The organism is Luteimonas kalidii, from assembly GCF_029887935.1.
GTDB lineage: Bacteria > Pseudomonadota > Gammaproteobacteria > Xanthomonadales > Xanthomonadaceae > Luteimonas > Luteimonas kalidii.
The window spans coordinates 12,722-30,125 of the sequence record NZ_JARXRO010000016.1 but is presented as its reverse complement, the minus strand read 5'-3'; the positions used below and the strand labels follow the sequence as shown (position 1 = coordinate 30,125).

The window sequence follows — 17,404 nt, the reverse complement described above, 5'->3', positions numbered from 1 at the left end:
GGTCTCAAGCGCGTCCGGGCAGTGAGCGCCAGGCGGCGATCACGGCGCCCGGCGCGAGATCGGCCACCCGGCTGTCGGCACCGCGTTCGCCGCCCAGTACGCGGATGGGGCCGGGCCCGATCGGGCGCCATTTGTCCGGCGGCGCCGCGCCGAACAGCACCACCAGCGGACAGCCCAGCGCGGCCGCCGCGTGGGCCGGGCCGGTGTCGACGGACACCATGCTGTGCGCGCGTTCCAGCAAAGGCAGCAGGCGCGGGATCGGCAGATCGTTGGCACCGTTGACGATGCGCGGATCGTGGCCGGCGGCGGTGCGGATGTCCTCCAGCAGCGGGTGCTCGGGCGGCGATCCGCACAGCAGCACATGGGCGTCGGGCAGGTCGGCCAGCGCCGCCCGCGCCACCGCCGCCCAGTGCGCCGCGTCCCAGTGCTTGGGATGGTCGGCGGTCATCAGGCGCCCGCGCTTGTGGGTGCGCTTGTTGCCCGGCTGCAGCAGCACCAGCGGACCCGTCAGACCGCTCGCGGCCAGCCATGTCGCCGCTTCGCGGCGTTCGTCCTCGCGCACCACCAGCCTGGGCAGGCGAAACGGGGCAGGGTCGACCTCGCGCACGGGATAGGGCGTCGCCGGGTCGCGCATGCCGATCTCGATCCAGCGGTCGGGCCACAGCACCGGTGCGTCCTCGCCGGCGGGATCGCGGGCGACGATGTCGTCCTTCTGCACCCCGCCGCGGACCAGCAGGGCGCGCATCTCCGGATCGGTGTCGCCCAGGTAGACCGGCCCGCGGCCGCGCGCGCGCAGCCAGCGCACCAGCGCCCACTGGCTCGGGCACAGCAGGTACGGCGTCTTGCGGCTGGTCACCATCTGCAGGTGGCCGAGGGTCGGTTCGCGCTGCAGCAGCGGCGGCGTCCAGCCCCCGGAACTCACCACGTCGACCGGGCTGTCGTAGCGCGCCGACACCACCCGCATCAGCGTGGTCAGCATCACCATGTCGCCGAACGCGCCGCAGCGGACGATGAGCGGGCGTGCGCTCATGCGCCGCGCCTCGCACAGGGCCGGACTCGGCGGGAACGGTCGTGCGACATCGGAACGCGTCCTGGCAGGGCGCGCCAGCGTACCCCAGCGGCGGTTGAACGCGCGTCGCCGGCGCCCCCGGGCGGTGCCGGCGATGGGGGAGAATGGCCGCTCCGTCCGCGCGCGCCGATGCATGCACATCGCCCACCTGCTGTTGACGAAACGCTTCGCCGGCACCGAGCGGCACGTGCTCGAACTCAGCGCGGCGCAGGCGGCGGCGGGGCATCGGGTCACGCTCATCCTCAGGCGCAAGGCGGCGCAGGCGCGCGCGGACGCGATCGCCCATCGCGTTGACCCGCGGGTGGACGTGCTGCTGGCGCACGACCTGGTCGACCGCTGGCCGGTGATCGCGCATGCGCGCGCGCTGGTGCGCAGGCTGCGGCCGGACATCGCCCATGCCCACCTGGGATCCGCGTCGCGCGCGTTGCGCGGGGTACGCGGCATCCCGCGCCTGGCGACCCTGCACATCGACTACGTGCCCGAACAGCACGCGCATCTCGACGGGCTGGTGGCGATCGCGCCCTGGCAACTGCCCGGCATTCCCGCGCCGCTGCGCGCGCGGTCGGTGCAGATCGACAACTGGGTGCTGCCGCGTACCGCGGCGCCCGACGCGCGCGCGCGCATCCGCGCCGCGATCGGCGTCGGCGACGACGACTACCTGTTCGGCGCCTTGGGGCGGATGGAGTCGAGCAAGGGCATGGACGTGCTGCTGGAGGCGTTCGCGCGCGCGGCCGTGCCCGGCGCGCGCCTGGCGCTGGTCGGCGGCGGTCGCGAGCTCGTCGCGCTGCGTGGGCGCGCCGCCGGGCAGGTCGCCCTGCCGGGCTTCGTGGAAGCCCCGGAAGACTGGCTGGCCGCGTTCGACTGCTTCGTCAGCCCGTCGCGCGAGGAGCCGTTCGGCCTGGTGATGATCGAGGCGATGCAGGCGCGACTGCCTGTGATCGCGACCGACACCGGCGGTGCGCGGCACCTCGCCACGCTGATCGGAACCCCGCTGGTCGCCACCGGCGATGTCGACGCGCTGGCGCAGGCGCTGACGAAGGCCGGCCGGGAACGGCCTGCGCGCCGCGACTATCCGCTGGACGCGATGCGGGTGGAGCACAAGCTGCGGGAACTGGACGCGTTCTACCGGCGCTTCACTTCAGGCTGACCGCGTCGCCGGCGACGCCGCACGGCTACCAGCGCAGCCGCCGCCGCGAGACCTCGCGCCCCAGGCCGGTGTAGAGCGCGCGCGCCTGCGCTTCGGGCAGGTGGCGCATGCGCAGCGGTGGCGAGGCGGCGCCGGCGCCCGCGGTGTCGAGCCAGACCGAGGCCATGCCGAAGCGGCGGTCGAGCGGCGACTGGCGCAGCTGCAGCGCCTGCAGCTTGTCGATCTCGGCGAACCGCCAGTGCCGCGACCACCATCCCTCGCGCACCGCCACCAGGCGCGTGTCGACGTGCCAGCCGGCGAACCGGGCATGCCGCAGCGCCAGCCACCCGCCCCAGGGCAGCCACAGCAGGCCGAGGAAACCCCACGCGCCGAAATACCAGGCCAGCCCCGCCGCCAGCAGCACCGCGAACACGATGTCGCCCAGCCACAGCCGCAGCCACGCGCGCGGATGCAGCGGCTGCCAGTCGCGGGGTGGCCAGTCGGGGACGTCGAGCAGGTCCTGCAGCAGGGCGTCGCAGGCGGCGGGAGTGGCGATCGGGGCCAGTTCGGGCGGCTCGCGCGACTGACCCTCGCTGCCCTGCACCTGCGCGCCGGCGGTGTCGATCGCCAGCGAACGGCGCCTGAAGATGCGATGCAGCACGCCTTCGCGCAGCGTCCAAGCCTGGATGCGCCGGCGCGACACGCTGCTGCGCACGCGCGCCAGCAATCCGCGTTCCACCGTGAGCCGGCGACCTTGCGCCTGCAGGCGGAAGCCGTGGTAGCGCACCAGCGCCAGCAATACGGAGAACACGCGCAGCAGCACCAGCGCGAGCAGCACCAGCGCGATCCCGGCCAGCACCGTCGACGTCCCGCCGCCGTTGAAGCTCGCGACGTAGCCGAAGGCTTCGCGCCGCACATAGTCGAACCCCTGCCGGAACCCGTTGTCCGGCAACACCTGCGACGCCAGCGCCAGCGCCGCGCCGACCACGATCATGCCGCGGTTGGAGATCAGTCCCAGGCGCACGATTTCCATCGTGGGCAAGGTCAGCAGCGTCTGCACGTCATCGTCGGCCGCCGCTGCGGCCCCGTCGTCGGATGCGCGGGCGCGGTGGCGGATCAGGCGCTCGAGCGCCAGCGCCTCGGCGACCCGGAGCACGCGCATCTGCGCTTCGGGCCGGGTACCGCCCGCCGACTCGAGCGTCACCTCGGCGACGCCGAACAGACGGTGCAGCAGCGTCTGCCGCAGTTCGACGTTGTGGATGCGCGAGAACGGCACCTGGCGCAGGCTGCGTTCCAGCAGGCCGCTGCGGATGAACAGGCTGTCGCCCTCGATCCGGTAGCGATAGGTGAAATAGCGCCACACCGCCAGCAGCGCCAGGACCGCCACCGCCACCGCGGCCGCCGCCAGCTGGACGCCGTCCTCGCGGCGGCCTCCGAACACCACCAGGACCACCAGCGGGACCAGGAACTGGCGCAGCGAACCGATCAGTACGAACAGCCACGACCACGGATGCAGGCGGCGGTCGCCGCTGTCGACGGGATCGTCAGGCGTCGTCGTCATCGGCCTCGATCCACTGCGCCAGCTGGTCGCGCAGCCATTCGGCGTCGTCCTCGCCGAGCCCGGCCGTGGACACCGCGTTGTGGCGCGTGCCGGCGGTGTGCACCACCAGGGTCGCCAGGCCGAAGCGGCGTTCGAGCGGCCCGCGCTGCAGATCCAGGTGCTGCACCCGGCTGCGCGGCACAAAGGTCTCGCGCTGCCACAGCCGCCCGCGGCGCAGGGTGTAGCCATGCCCGTCCAGGCGCCAGCGGGTGCAGGCGTACTGGCGGTAGGCCAGCCAGACGCCCCACGCGGGGAGGGCGACCAGCACCGCCAGCGCCAACGGCAGCGCGAGCGGGGTGTCGCGCAGCAGCAGCCCGATGGGAATCAGCAGGGCGACCGCCAGCAGCCCCAGGCCGAACAGGTTGCCGAGCACGAACAGCCGCCGCGCGCGTAGCGGCAGCGGTCGCCAGCCTTCGATGGCGGGTGCGGGCGTGGCGGTGGGAACCGCTGCGTCGTCCAGGGCGGGGTCGGGCTCGGTCATCGGCCTTCCAGGTCGGCGTAAGGGTGCGTGGTGCTGCCGGGTGGGCGCGCCTTGAAGCGCTTGTAGGTCCACTGGTACTGCGCCGGGTCGCGCCGGGCGATGCGCTCGACATCGGCGTTGAGCGCCGCGGTGGCGACCGCCGGGTCGGGGTCGGCGATCCCCGGCGAGGCCGATTCGATGTGCAGCGCGTAGACCGGCCCGTCGCCGATCCGTTCGCACCAAGCGAACAGCACCGTCGCACCGCTGCGCGCGGCCAGGCGGCCGAGCAGGGTCATGGTCAGCGCCTGCACGCCGAAGAACGGCGCGAACTCGCCGTCGCCGCCCTTGGGCTGCTGGTCGGGCAGGATGCCCACCACCCCGCCGGCCTGAAGCCGCTTGTACAGCTGGCGCACCCCCGCGCCCTCGGCTCGCACCTGGGTCACGCGGTCGGCATCGGCGTCGGCACGTACACGCCGCAGGAAGGCCTCGCCGATCGCCGACTCGGGCGGCTTGTACAGGATGGCCAGCGGCGTCTTCGCCGCCAGCCACTGGTTGAGCAGTTCCCAGTTGCCGACATGGGGCGCGGCCACGATCAGCCCACGGCCGGAGGCCAGCGCCGCGTCGAACAGCGCCTCGCCGTGGATCTCGCGGATCATCGCCAGGTTTTCGCCGTGGGGGCGGGTCCACAGGCGCAGGGTGTCGAGCGTCTGCAGCGCGGTCGCGCGCAGGATGGCGCGCCGGCCCGCGTCGCGTTCGGCGGGCGTCCAGTCGGGGTAGGCCAGTTCGAGGTTGCGCAGGGCGACCACGCTCTCGCGCGCCCCCGTGCGCAGCCAGCCCCACGCCAGCGCATCGGCGAGCCGGCGCAGGACGTGCCACGGCAGCCGTCCGGCCGCAGTGGCCAGGGCGTGGAGCAGGCGCGCGAGTGCGTCGGTCATCGGTCCAGTGTAGCGAGCGCATCGGACCGGTCCGATGCGGGGATGCCACCCCGGCCTGCGCTGTCCCGGACGCGTCGGTCGGACCCGGCGGGGGCGGGCGCCCGGCAGGCGCGCGCGGCATCAGCGGGACGACCGCGTGTCTCTTGCCGGCGTGGCGAACGCTGCCTGGACCCGGAAACGCGGCTAGGCTTCGCCTTCTCCGCCCCGACGGATCCCGACCGCCATGCTCAGCCTCATCCAGCGCGTCAGCGACGCCAGCGTCACGGTCGACGACGAGGTGGTCGGCCGGATCGGCACGGGCCTGCTGGCCCTGGTCGGGGTCGAGCCGGGCGATGGCGAGGCGCAGGTCGCACGCATGGCCACCCGGCTGCTCGGCTACCGCGTCTTCGCCGATGCGGACGGACGCATGAACCGGTCCCTGGCGGACACCGGGGGCGGGCTGCTGCTGGTCAGCCAGTTCACCCTCGCCGCCGATACGCGCTCGGGCATGCGTCCCGGATTCAGCACCGCCGCGGCGCCGGAGGCCGCGCAGGGCGTGTTCGACCGACTGCTGGCTGAATGCCGCGAACGCCATGCCGGCGCGGTGGAGAGCGGGCGGTTCGGCGCCCACATGGTGGTCCGGCTGGCCAATGACGGACCGGTGACGTTCCTGCTGCGCGCCTGATCGGGGGGCGCGGCAGCGCGGCTCGGGACGATGGGTGGAAACCGCGCGAAGGCGCCCCATATCGTCCGCAGCCCCGGTGCAGCCGCCGGGGTCGCACGCCCCCGGCCGGGACCCGGACCGGGCGCGATGGTATAATTACGGGTTCACTTTTCTCCCCGGTGCGCGCCTCATGGCGAACGAACGTCCAGCCGAACAGTCCGACATCAAGCTCCTGATCTCCAAGGGGCTGGAGCAGGGCTACCTGACCTACGCCGAAGTCAACGATCACCTGCCGGACGATCTCGTCGATCCGGAGCAGATCGAGGACATCATCGGCATGATCAACGGCATGGGCATCGAGGTGCACGAGATCGCGCCCGATGTCGAGTCGCTGCTGCTGACCGGCGATTCCACCGGCAACCGCGACGTCGACGACACCGCCGCCGAGGAAGCCGCGGCCACACTGACCGCGCTCGACAGCGAAGGCGGCCGCACCACCGACCCGGTGCGCATGTACATGCGCGAGATGGGCACGGTGGAGCTGCTCACGCGCGAGGGCGAGATCGCGATCGCCAAGCGCATCGAGGAAGGCCTGAACCAGATGCTGTCCTCGCTGGCCAGCTTCCCCTGGTCGGTGCAGCTGCTGCTGGAAGACTACGACCTGCACAAGGCCGGCAAGAAGCGCCTGGCCGAGATCGTGGTCGGTTTCAACGACCTCGACGAGTCCGGCGACGACGTGCCCGCCTCCACCGCCAGCGACGACTCGGCCTCGTCCGACGACAGCGACAGTGACGACGACAGCGACGGCGACGACGACGGCGATTCGGAAGATGCCGGCCCCACCGGTCCGGATCCGGCCGAGGTCGGTCGCCGCATGGAGGCGCTGGGCGCGCTGTACGCCAAGTTCCAGAAGTCCTACGCCAAGAACGGGGCCGAAGCCAAGCCGGTGCTGAAGTTGCGCGAGGAGATGGCCGCGATCTTCACCACCTTCAAGCTGCCGCTGCCGCTGACCGACGTGCTGGTCAGGAAGCTGCGCGACGTGGTGGGCGAGATCAAGGACCACGAGCGCCGCATCCTCGACCTCTCCACGCGTGTGGCGAAGATGCCGCGCAAGGACTTCATCCGCGCATGGGAAGGCAACCAGACCAACCTGGGCTGGGTGGACGACGTGCTCAAGCGCAAGCAGAAGTGGTCGTCGGGCATGCGCGAGGTCAAGGACCAGATCATCGCCGAGCAGGAGGCCACGCTGTCGGTCGAGAAGGCGATGATGGTCACGCTCGGCGACCTCAAGGAAATCAACCGCGCGATGGCCTATGGCGAAGCCAAGGCGCGCAAGGCCAAGAAGGAAATGGTCGAGGCGAACCTGCGCCTGGTGATCTCGATCGCCAAGAAGTACACCAACCGCGGCCTGCAGTTCCTCGACCTGATCCAGGAGGGCAACATCGGCCTGATGAAGGCGGTCGACAAGTTCGAATACCGCCGCGGCTACAAGTTCTCGACCTACGCCACCTGGTGGATCCGCCAGGCGATCACGCGTTCGATCGCCGACCAGGCGCGCACCATCCGCATCCCGGTGCACATGATCGAGACGATCAACAAGCTCAACCGCATTTCCCGCCAGATGCTCCAGCAGTACGGCCGCGAGGCCACGCCGGAGGAGCTGGCCAAGGAAATGGACATGCCCGAGGACAAGATCCGCAAGGTCATGAAGATCGCCAAGGAGCCCATCTCGATGGAAACTCCGATCGGCGACGACGAGGACTCGCACCTGGGCGACTTCATCGAGGACACCAACGTCGAGTCCCCGATCGAGGCCACCACCAACATCAACCTGTCCGAGACCGTGCGCGACGTGCTGGCCGGCCTGACCCCGCGCGAGGCCAAGGTGCTGCGCATGCGCTTCGGCATCGACATGAACACCGATCACACCCTCGAGGAAGTGGGCAAGCAGTTCGACGTCACCCGCGAGCGCATCCGCCAGATCGAGGCCAAGGCGCTGCGCAAGCTGCGCCACCCCAGCCGTTCCGAACAGCTGCGCTCGTTCCTCGACATCGACTGACGGCGGCGACGGAACCGGGCCGGTTCTCCCGCCCGGACGTGCCCTCGAGAAGCCCCGGTCCGCACTGCGTGCCGGGGTTTTTGTCATCCCTCATGCAAACCTGAACGCTCCACGTGCCCGTGGCGCGGCGTTCGCGCGGCGCCCACATCGTGCGCGGCAGAGTTGCGTCCCGACGGCGCAGCGTGCGCCGGACCCAGGAGATTTTCTCGATGACGACCACTGCCAAGACCCTCCTCGCGCTCGCCCTGGCCGCCGGCCTGAGCGCGTGCTCCAACACCGACCAGGCCGCCAATTCCGCGCAGGAGGCCGCCGACTCGGCTGCCGAGGCGCAGCAGGCCGCGGCGAACGCCGCCGCCACGGGCGACATGGCCGCCACGCAGGCCGCCGAGGCCGCCGCCGGCGCCGCCGATGCCGCTGCGGACGCCACGTCGCAGATCGCCGGCCAGGTCGGCACGGGCGAAGATGCGACCGGTCGCGAGGATCTGGCCGACGCTGCCGAGAAGGCTGCCGATGCCGCCGAGCAGGCACAGGACGCCGCCGAGGAAGCCAACGCGGCTGCCGACGGCGACAACAACACCGACGGCATGTAAGCCGTCCTCCCGACGGACCGGGTGGCGCCCCGCGCCGCCCGGCTCGTGTCGCGCGGTCGTGGCCGGTACCTCGTCGAACGGCCGCGGCTGCGCGATTCTGTGTCTGACGCGGCGGTCGTGTCGCGCGGTTGATACGGGTTGATGCGGTCGGGGGTCGCGCGGAGCCGTCGGCTGTCGCAGTGAAGAGAGTCACGAGGGTGTCGTCCGATTGCCGGCGACCCGCGAGCAGCCTGCGGCGAGTGCCCGTGCGCCTTGCGGCCTCTGCCCGGAGCACGCTGCGCACACCTGCGCACCACCGCTGCGGTGATAATGGGCCCCACGCGGGCCTATAGCTCAATGGTCAGAGCAGGGGACTCATAATCCCTTGGTTCCAGGTTCGAGTCCTGGTGGGCCCACCAAATAGCCGTCCGCCGAGATTCGGCACCATCCGATGGCCCGCCAAAACCCCATAGCAGAAGCCCGAATCCCGTCCGTCGGAATTCGTGGACGTTCGCTTGCATCCGGACAATAAGTGAGTCAGGCTGTGTGTCAGGAGCCGATGGGGATCGCTCCTGACTCGCAGGAAGGCGACTCACATGCTCACGGATACGAAGATTCGCGCACTCAAGCCTCAGGCGGCTGCCTATCGGGTGGCGGATTCGAATGGGCTGTGCGTTGAGGTGCGGCCGACGGGTGCAAAGGTCTGGCGCTACCGGTATCGGTTCGAGGGGCGCCCCAGCATGATCACTCTGGGGGAATACCCCGCTCTGTCACTCATGCAGGCCAGGGCCGCGCGCGAGAAGCAGCGCCAATTCCTCCGCGGCGGCGCGAACCCCGCGCACGTGGCTAAGAGCGAGAAGGCGGTGCGGTCCGAGCGCGTCGCCAACACCTTCGGCGCGATCGGCTTGGAGCACTTGGCCAAGCGTGCGCGCGAGGGCCTGGGCGCTTCCTCCGTCGCGCGTGAGCAGCGGCACATCGAGCGGGACATGGCCCCGCTCTTCAACCTCCCGATTTCCGAAGTGTCGGCCCCGGTCCTGCTGGCAGCCCTGCGAAAGCTCGAAGCGCGCGGCGTGGCGGAGACGGCCCACCGGGCGCGGTCGCTCGCCGGACGCGTGTTCCGCTACGCCATTGCCACCGGTCGAGCGGACCGCAATCCGGCGGCAGACCTCGCGGGTGCATTGGAGCGACCCCAGACCAAGCATTTCGCCAGCGTGACGGAGCCTGCCGACATTGGCAGGGTGCTGCGCGCGCTGTGGACCTACCAAGGTGCGCCTGCCACGCAGGCAGCACTCAAGCTGGCTCCGCTGACCTTCGTGCGACCCGGAGAGCTACGGGCGGCCAAGTGGTCGGACGTCGACCTAGAGGCGCACGAGTGGCGTTATGTCGCCACCAAGACCGGCAAGCCTCACATCGTTCCGCTCGCTGATCAGGTGGTGAGGGTGCTGCAGGATCTGCATCCGATCACCTGTCGAAGCGTCTACGTCTTTCCGAGCATGCGCACCGCCTCGAAGCCAATGAGCGAGAACACGGTAAATGCGGCGCTTCGAAACTTGGGCTTCGACAGCAACACGCTGGTAGGTCACGGCTTCCGCGCCATGGCACGTACGGTGCTCGACGAGGTGCTTGGCTTTCGCCCGGACTACATCGAGCACCAACTGGCCCACGCCGTCCGCGACCCGAACGGTCGAGCTTATAACCGCACCGCCCACTTGGCTGAGCGTCGCAACATGATGCAGGCGTGGGCAGATTACCTAGACCAACTTCGAACGGGCGACAAGAAGGTCGTGCCGCTCATGGGGCGCGCGGTGTGACCTAGCCGCAGCCATCAAAAAGCGGCCGAACCGGGTGCGTCAACACCCGGCCGGCCTACCACAAACGTTCCCAAGGAGAACGCTCATGGATTCCAAGAATCTTCACCTGGACCCGTTGCCATCTGGAACGGAAGCGGCTCATATGTGGCAGGCCCTGCCACGACCCCAAGGGACATGCTGGATGACGTTGGCTGCATATTCTCGACGGCCGGCTCACTCATCACCAACTTCATAGACGGATTAGCGAACGGACAAGGACACTCGAATCGACGCCGACGTTGTTGGCACAATCGCTGTGCGGGATCCGGTATCTGGTCGAGATGGGGCACAGCCTCGCGGACGGCAGCCGAGTGAGCAGTTGCCGCGAGAACGGGCTGGCGGAAGCCGCCGCGCCGATGCGCGGGGACCACACAAGCCGCGCGGCGGGACACTTGCGGGACGCGAATGCTCTCGCAATCTTGGTGGCGGCCCCAGACTAGGCCTTCCAAGAACTGCAAGATCATGAGCAGCGAGCGATTCGCCATTTGCTGTCCTGCGAAGCCGCGCGCGCGCAGCAAGCGCTGGCTGCGGAGGTGACGACATGACTGCCAAGCGTTCTCTCCGAGAAGTCCTCGCAGACGCCTTCTCGCTCATCAAGACCGATCGCGATCACCTGGAGCGATGCATGCGCGCGGGTCGCGTTGCCGGGCTCGACCTGAGTCCTAGCAGCGTTCGCAAGTCGAGCGACGATGATGTCCGCCAGTGGTTCGATGGTGGCAAGATCGCGCGTTCATAAGGGTCAACCCGCACTTCGCCGGTCGCAGTGCCGGTGAGGTGCAATTCCGATCTGAATAGAGACAGCAACGTGCCACAGTATCCAGACTTCACCCCAGAGCAGCGTGGCCGTCTACGATCACTCGGGCTTGAACCTGTACAGATCGAGGAGTTGAGGCACGCGCTCGTGGCGGTTCGCTTGGCGCTTGCTCCGAGGCCGGCGCGGAACGATGTCGTCGCATTGTTGGATGATGTCGAGGCAGGCGCTAAGGCGTTGGCGTTGAAGTTGCATTCTCTCGCCGCGAGGATAGATCCTGCGCACACGGCGGCTGACGTTCTAATCCACATGAAGTGCTGGGATCTGCAGGGCGAATATGTCAGTCCCGATAGTCCTCTCGACTACCTCGTTCCATTGCTCGAGGCGCTGCGCCAGGCTGCCACGGCTGCACGGGAGGAGCTGCCATCCACAGCGGTTAGACACCGTGTCGCCTCACCCCAGCCAGTTGGTGCGGTAGATGCCGCGCTCAAGCGCGGTTGGGGCAAAGCGCATCGAAACGGCGTGTTCTCGGTGCGGATGGTGGATGGCCTCGAGGTGAAGTCTTACTTCGATGGGCCCCAGCGCGAGAGGTACCCGGTCCGTTTGCTTCCAAGCGCCGCAGACGGGAGCGATTTCAGAGCGATCGTTAGTATCTGCTATGACGCAGAAGGTGGAAATCCAGACCCAGTAGCCGCAATCAAGGGCTACCTGCGCGAGATGCGGTCGCTCCGCGAGGCAACGCGTGCAGCCCTGGAGGACGCGATGTCCGAGCAGCGTCCCCGAAAGCCGGCCAAGAAAGGAACGTCCCGAGAAAGATGACGTTCTGTGCCTGACTCAGGGCCGAACCTGTAACGAAATGGCTGCACCCGCCGCTCAGCGGCTCCACGGTGCAGCAGATGGACAAGCATGGACAGAGGGAGTTCCGGCCATTCATTCCGGAATGCAACAAGGTCGGGATCGGTCGATCCAAGGCCTACGAACTGGCCAATTCCGGCTTGCTTGAGACCACGACGATTGGCAGGCGGCGCTTCGTCTATCTCGACAGCTTGTACACGTTGCCGCAGCGACTGAACGCGGCTGCCTCGGCCATCTCCCCGTCTCAGGCGAGTTGACCCGTGGACGGCTACCAAGCACGGATCTTCGCCGCGATGGCTGTCGGCAATCTGCCCGCGGCGCCAGGCGGGGTCACGAGTGTCGAAGTGGCCCATGGGTTCGGTTGCTTTGCGCACCAGCGCCATGCCTGCACCTGCCATCCCCGGATCACGGCGGTCACGGGGAACGATTTGCTCGTAATCGGCACAGCAGGTGCGATCCTCGAACGGAGTAAGCGCCAATGAGCGGGCGTCAGCGGCGACGACTGCCAGAGACGTGGCGCGGCCGGCTGCCGGATGCCGCGACCTTCTACCGCCAGCACGTTGATGGGCTTTGCCGTCCCAACGGTGAGGGCTGGGCCAAGGGCAAGTGCCCTTTCCACGACGACTCCAATGCGAGCCTGAGTGTCCACATTGCCTCGGCCCGTGGGGGTTGGAAATGCTTTGCCGGCTGCGGGCAAGGCGACATGGTCAGCTTCCGGATGCGCCGCACAGGGGAGGACTTCCGCGACGCGGCCTGGGCACTGATCGAGTGGAAGCCTTGAACGCGGTGCGGCCCGTCGAATCGCCGCGGGATGCGGTCGCGCGGCTTGCGCGCAGCCAGATCAGCGCCGGCTACGAGATCGAGGCGCTGCACGAGTACGCGGACGCAAGCGGCGATATCGGCTTCTATCGAGCGCGGTTGCGTAATCCGGTGACGGGCGACAAGGTGATCCGTCCGGTCCGGCGAGACGGGACCCGGTTCGTGCTTGGCGAACCCAAGTCGCCGGCGAGTGGCAAGCTCCTGTACCGCCTCCGCGAGATACTGTCAGCCGCCCCCGACCGCATCGTGTGGGTCGTTGAAGGCGAGAAGTGCGCCGATGCACTCGCAGGTTGCGGTGCAGTCGCCACGACTAGCGGCTCCGCATCCAGCGCGCGAGGTGCCGACTGGTCTCCGCTGGCGTGTCGCCGGGTGCGCGTCTGGCCCGACAACGACGAACCCGGCGCTCAGTATGCAGAGGAGGTCGCCTCCGCCCTGCGCGAGCTTGGATGCGTGGTCGAGATCGTCGACGTGTCCGGATACGAGCTGCCACCGCACGGCGACGTGGTCGACCTGTTCGAAATGGTCGGCGAGTGCGCGCGAGACCTCGGTTGGCTTGAGTCTGCAGCGATTCCGCTCCTGCCTGCTCCTGAAGAGCCCGAGCCCGACCCTTGGGCGGCGACCGCTTCCGACCGCTTCTCGGTCGAGGAACTGACCTCGGAGCCGCCGGCGACCCGCTGGACCCTGAAGCCGCTCCTGCCGACGGGCTTGGCCTGCGTTCTCACCGGCGCAGGCGGCGCTGGCAAGACTGGCTTCCTGGCCAAGCTCTGCATCCACATCTGCGCCGGCCTTCGCTTTGGCAGTGATTGGCCAGAGCAGGGCAGCGTGCTGTATGTGAGTGCCGAGGACCGGCGCGACGTGATCCGCAAGCATGTCTGGGCGAACGCCCAAGGCCTGGAGCCAGAGCAGCTCGAACTGGTGGCGCGGCACTTCATCGTGAAGGACATGGTCGGTGTCGGCTTCATGCTCACGCGCCACGTCAATGGGCAGACCGAGGTCGCCCAAGACCTAGACCGGCTAGTCGAGTACGCCAAGGGCATACCGGACCTAAGGCTGGTGGTCTTTGACACGCTGAGCCGCCTCAATGGCGGCGAGGAGAACAACGAAGACCTAGCGCGAATTGTCTCGGCCATGGAGCGGGTCAGCCGCCAGACCGGCACCACGACTCTGGTCGCGCACCACACCGGCAAGCAGCAGCACCGGGATAACGTGGTAGACCAGTACAGCGGCCGCGGGGGCAGTTCGCTGTCGGACAACGGCCGATCGAACATGCACCTGGCCCTAGTCAAGCCCGGCGACGAAGGATGCCCCAGCAATGCCGCGGATCTGGTCGCCGAGAAGCGGCTGTTGCGGCTGTCTCTGGTCAAGGTCAACGGGGTGCCGCCTGGTCAGCCCGACTTCTACCTCGAGCGCGTCATCACTCCACACGCGGCGCGCCTGCAGCTGTTCGAGCCGGAGTTCCCGAAGACGGATATGCAGAGTGCCTGGGAGGTGCTGCGTGAATGGTTCGCTACCCAGAGCGAGGTGCAGTTCCCCACGAGCACCACGGTCGACGATCTGCCAGAGAAGTACGGCCCTAGGAACAGGCGACGCGCGGCGCTCAGGTGGGCGCAGGATCGAGGGCTGTTGCTCGAGCAGCCCCACCCGCACCCGCGCGGTCGGAAGAAGACGTTCCTCGCGCTCCCCGGTCCGGCCGCGAGCGCCGAGCGATACAGGGAGGCCGCCGGTGGCCACTGACCCAGACGCCGCTCGCTGGATCCGCGCGAGCCGCGCGGAAGGTGCGACCAGCTCCGAGTTCGTAGCGCGACTCGGTGGAGCCTGGACCGCTTCGGCTCGCTGTAATGAGCGTGACGAGCGCTGGTACGACGGCTACCGCCATATCGACCCCTCCTCGTGCACGGGTTCCTTGAGCTGCCGGCCTTCCGGGCTGAAGAACAAGGCGAGGCTTGGCCGTGTGAGCAGGCTGAAAGGCCCGGGGCAGGTGCCCATGGGTAGCGCGCTGGCCTGCGATGTGCCACTCGAGCGGCCGGCGGGATGGGTCCGTTCCTGCCCCCTCGGAGGCGCCGAGCGGCGGCGGAATAGAACCCTTCGGAGGGGGCGATTTGGGCTGGTCTGGACCCCGCAGAAACAGGCCGTTTTTAATCCGCCGCCCTATAGGGAACGGCGGAATGGCGGAATAGACGCCGCCCTTCCGCGTCCCAGTGCGCCGGGCGTCCCGGCGGAATGCGGCGGAATAGCGGCGGATTGGCGGAATGGCAGCCACAGTCGAGCCCACAACTCACCGAAGTCCGCGCGTGCCGGCTGCCTGTGCAGGGGTGGCGCATGAGGGCTGGGCGAAACGAATCCGCCGCCATCGCGCAGGCGCGCGCACGGGCGCGCGAGGCTGCTGGCCGCTGGCCGGCCGAGCCTGGCCCCTTCGACGTGCCGCAGCCCTCGTGCGTTGCCCGGACCCTCGTCTGGCTCTTGCGAGACCGGGGCGTGAAGTCGCCGCTCGAGTTGCAGGGCGCCACGAAGCACGAGCTCGAGGCCCATTCCCGCGTCAGGGCCAATCGCGCCTGCTCCCGGTTCGAGAGCTTCGACGACGCGCTTGAGGCCGCGATTGATTCGGGTTGGATCCTGGCGTACGACTCCGCGACGGGTCAGCGGTTCGTGCCGAACTACGCGCGCGACGCGCTCGAGACGCCCGGTGGCTGAGTTTGCGATCGAGGCCGAGATGGGGCGCGAGGAATGGCGAGTCCGCCAAGCCGTCGGCGTAGCCGCTCTCGACGAGCTGCTGACGGGCTGGATCACCCACTTCGACGGCTGCGCGCTCGAAGACGGCGTCACTTGCGACTGCGGCCTGATCTCGTTTGCCGGGCTGATGAAGCTCGTCGCGATCGACTCGAGCCTTGGCTACCTGATCTTCCGCAAGCAATGACTGACCGCCGTGGGAGCGAATGGATCCGAGCGAGCTCAATCGATGGGCGAGCCGGCACTTGCCGGCCGCAGCCGCCACCATAAGCTGCTGAGGCGCCAGCGATCTCGGCCCGTGAGCCGGCGCCTTCTAGGCTGCCGGAACGGAACTCCGATGGCATCCGATCACAGGTCCGGCCGGGCTAGGCCCCAAGGACGCGCTGTATGTGGGCGGGACGGAGGTTGCCCGGGTCAGCGAGCGCCTGACCAGCGGGTGGGTCGCCGTCCTTCCGCTATCCGAACCGGGGGCCTATGTTCAGGAGCTGCACCAGCTACGAGGCTGGGCGGGCGGGGTGCGAGGCGTGGGCCAAGCGCCACTACACCGCATTGGCGGCCCACGATGAGCGGCGGCACCTGGAATGGCTCTCCCAACAGACGTGGCGTGGCCAGGCTTGCATGGAGGCTCGTGAGCGGCTCGCAGCGTTACAGGTGGCGGTCGGCCAGCCCCCATGACAGCGATCGGCTGCGCGGCTCGGATGGTCGACGGGCTCGGAGGTGTCTGGGGCCGCCTGTAAGCGCCCCCAAGGGCCGCCGAGGCGTCGATCACGCCCCCGGGGGGCGATGTCATCATTCGCCGCTCAGGAGGCTTCCTAGGCCCTCCTGGCCGAGGCTGCTGGCGCGAGAGGGGCATGCGGAAGATCGTGGAGAGATGAGGCGCCCATCATGTCCTGACTAGCGACCTATTGACGTGTCAACACTATGCAGACAACCATCGCGCTCTGCCCCTGCCCGCGGGGGCATGTACACCGCGAGTCGTTCATCGGAGCGAAACGCGGGATGGGTCAAGCTTTGTTGCTAGAGGGCCCGTCCCTGAGCGAGCCGCTAAAGCTATCACCCGAGGAGTGCGTAACATGGGGAATTCAATGAGGAATCTCAAAACCGATCCGAAGGTTCTGCAGGCTCTTCGTAAGGTGCCGGCGCCGAGTCAGAAGGAAGTGACGGAGCAGAAGGTCTCTTTCGTCTTCGCGTCTATTGACTCCAAGGCCAATATGACGAAGCAGCAAGTTCGGGAGCTCATTGAGCAAGTCGGCTAGTTGCTGAGGAGCTTGTCTGGCCTAGGGGTGTCAGATTGATCTTGTTCGAGCTGACAAATAGCGAAGCGCATCCGGTCTATCAGAAGATGGCGGTCGCGAATGGATTGCGGCAATACGATTTCTTAAAGTCTGCGGTTGAAGCGTCGGTCGCCATAGGGCGGCCGTTTTTGTCTCAGGCGATTGTCAAGGCGCTCAACTTCCACGCGATAACTTGCCTGCACACGAATGCAGGTGAGTATCGGCCGTGCCCAGTGAAGGTAGGGGACTACCAGCCCCCACAGCACTTCCGAGTTCAGGCGCTGATGGATGATTTTGTCAACTCGGTCAATCGAGATTGGGACGCGACTGACGAAGTCGTGCTCGCGGCATACGTCTTGTGGCGGATGAACTTCATCCATCCATTTATCAACGGCAATGGGCGCACCGCCCGAGCAGCGTGCTATTTCGTACTCTGTCTGAAGGCGGGCCATTGGCTGCCAGGCAAGATGATATTGCCCGAGCTTATTAAGGAGAATCGCGACGAGTACGTGCGCGCCCTCCAAGAGGTGGATCGATCGCTCGAAACCGGAACACTGGACTTGTCGGAACTGCATTCGCTCCTCACGCGCTTGATCGGAGAGCAGCTCGCGTCGCACGTGGAATAGCCCAATACCGAGCCCGTCGGAGCCTCAGAATGCCGAGCGCG

General features: G+C 68.3%; 16 protein-coding genes and 1 tRNA gene. 13 read left to right on the top strand and 4 right to left on the bottom strand.

Annotation, left to right across the window (positions count from 1 at the left end):
• Positions 1–4: 4 nt before the first annotated feature.
• Positions 5–1,030 (bottom strand): glycosyltransferase family 9 protein, encoded by a 1,026-nt coding sequence (locus QFW81_RS09995; protein WP_280578634.1) that lies wholly within the window; start codon positions 1,028–1,030, stop codon positions 5–7.
• A 172-nt stretch (positions 1,031–1,202) separates the two neighbouring features.
• Here QFW81_RS09995 and QFW81_RS09990 point away from each other — a divergent pair, with 172 nt between their 5' ends.
• Positions 1,203–2,216, top strand: a complete 1,014-nt coding sequence (locus QFW81_RS09990; protein WP_280578633.1) for a glycosyltransferase family 4 protein — start codon at positions 1,203–1,205, stop codon at positions 2,214–2,216.
• A gap of 25 nt (positions 2,217–2,241) precedes the next feature.
• Here the strand turns inward: QFW81_RS09990 and QFW81_RS09985 are convergent, their stop codons facing one another.
• From QFW81_RS09985 to QFW81_RS09975, 3 genes are read right to left on the bottom strand one after another with little or no spacing between them, the layout of a single operon-like run.
• Positions 2,242–3,756 (bottom strand): PH domain-containing protein, encoded by a 1,515-nt coding sequence (locus tag QFW81_RS09985; RefSeq protein WP_280578632.1) that lies wholly within the window; start codon positions 3,754–3,756, stop codon positions 2,242–2,244.
• A complete protein-coding gene (locus QFW81_RS09980; RefSeq protein WP_280578631.1) occupies positions 3,740–4,276 on the bottom strand; it encodes a PH domain-containing protein in 537 nt (178 codons plus the stop codon). Before QFW81_RS09980 ends, QFW81_RS09985 begins: the two co-directional genes overlap by 17 nt.
• Complete coding sequence (locus QFW81_RS09975) at positions 4,273–5,190, bottom strand: lauroyl acyltransferase (RefSeq protein WP_280578630.1); 918 nt, start codon at positions 5,188–5,190, stop codon at positions 4,273–4,275. Before QFW81_RS09975 ends, QFW81_RS09980 begins: the two co-directional genes overlap by 4 nt.
• Before the next feature lie 223 nt (positions 5,191–5,413).
• On the opposite strand from QFW81_RS09975, the gene dtd reads away from it, so the two are divergent.
• The 12 genes from dtd to QFW81_RS09915 all read left to right on the top strand — a co-directional run bounded on the left by dtd (position 5,414) and on the right by QFW81_RS09915 (position 17,363).
• Positions 5,414–5,854: a D-aminoacyl-tRNA deacylase gene (dtd, locus tag QFW81_RS09970; RefSeq protein ID WP_280578629.1), complete on the top strand. Its 441-nt coding sequence runs from the start codon at positions 5,414–5,416 to the stop codon at positions 5,852–5,854.
• A gap of 169 nt (positions 5,855–6,023) precedes the next feature.
• Positions 6,024–7,892, top strand: coding sequence for an RNA polymerase sigma factor RpoD (gene rpoD, locus QFW81_RS09965; RefSeq protein ID WP_280578628.1), 1,869 nt, complete (start codon positions 6,024–6,026; stop codon positions 7,890–7,892).
• 209 nt (positions 7,893–8,101) lie between these two features.
• The gene (locus tag QFW81_RS09960) at positions 8,102–8,482 is read left to right on the top strand and encodes a hypothetical protein (protein ID WP_280578627.1); all 381 of its coding nucleotides are present in this window, start codon (positions 8,102–8,104) and stop codon (positions 8,480–8,482) included.
• A gap of 322 nt (positions 8,483–8,804) precedes the next feature.
• Positions 8,805–8,880, top strand: a tRNA-Ile gene (locus QFW81_RS09955).
• Positions 8,881–9,057: 177 nt separating this feature from the next.
• Positions 9,058–10,272: a tyrosine-type recombinase/integrase gene (locus QFW81_RS09950; RefSeq protein WP_280578626.1), complete on the top strand. Its 1,215-nt coding sequence runs from the start codon at positions 9,058–9,060 to the stop codon at positions 10,270–10,272.
• A gap of 580 nt (positions 10,273–10,852) precedes the next feature.
• The gene (locus tag QFW81_RS09945; RefSeq protein ID WP_280578625.1) at positions 10,853–11,047 is read left to right on the top strand and encodes a hypothetical protein; all 195 of its coding nucleotides are present in this window, start codon (positions 10,853–10,855) and stop codon (positions 11,045–11,047) included.
• A 911-nt stretch (positions 11,048–11,958) separates the two neighbouring features.
• The gene (locus QFW81_RS09940; protein WP_280578624.1) at positions 11,959–12,174 is read left to right on the top strand and encodes a hypothetical protein; all 216 of its coding nucleotides are present in this window, start codon (positions 11,959–11,961) and stop codon (positions 12,172–12,174) included.
• A 221-nt stretch (positions 12,175–12,395) separates the two neighbouring features.
• Entirely contained in the window at positions 12,396–12,698 is a 303-nt protein-coding gene (locus QFW81_RS09935; protein WP_280578623.1) for a CHC2 zinc finger domain-containing protein, read from the top strand.
• A 5-nt stretch (positions 12,699–12,703) separates the two neighbouring features.
• A complete protein-coding gene (locus tag QFW81_RS09930; RefSeq protein WP_280578807.1) occupies positions 12,704–14,470 on the top strand; it encodes an ATP-binding protein in 1,767 nt (588 codons plus the stop codon).
• 741 nt (positions 14,471–15,211) lie between these two features.
• On the top strand, positions 15,212–15,427 hold the full coding sequence (locus QFW81_RS09925; RefSeq protein ID WP_280578622.1) for a hypothetical protein: 216 nt from the start codon (positions 15,212–15,214) through the stop codon (positions 15,425–15,427).
• A complete protein-coding gene (locus QFW81_RS09920) occupies positions 15,420–15,650 on the top strand; it encodes a hypothetical protein (protein WP_280578621.1) in 231 nt (76 codons plus the stop codon). Before QFW81_RS09925 ends, QFW81_RS09920 begins: the two co-directional genes overlap by 8 nt.
• A 1,110-nt stretch (positions 15,651–16,760) precedes the next feature.
• Positions 16,761–17,363, top strand: coding sequence for a Fic family protein (locus QFW81_RS09915; protein WP_280578620.1), 603 nt, complete (start codon positions 16,761–16,763; stop codon positions 17,361–17,363).
• Positions 17,364–17,404 lie beyond the last annotated feature (41 nt).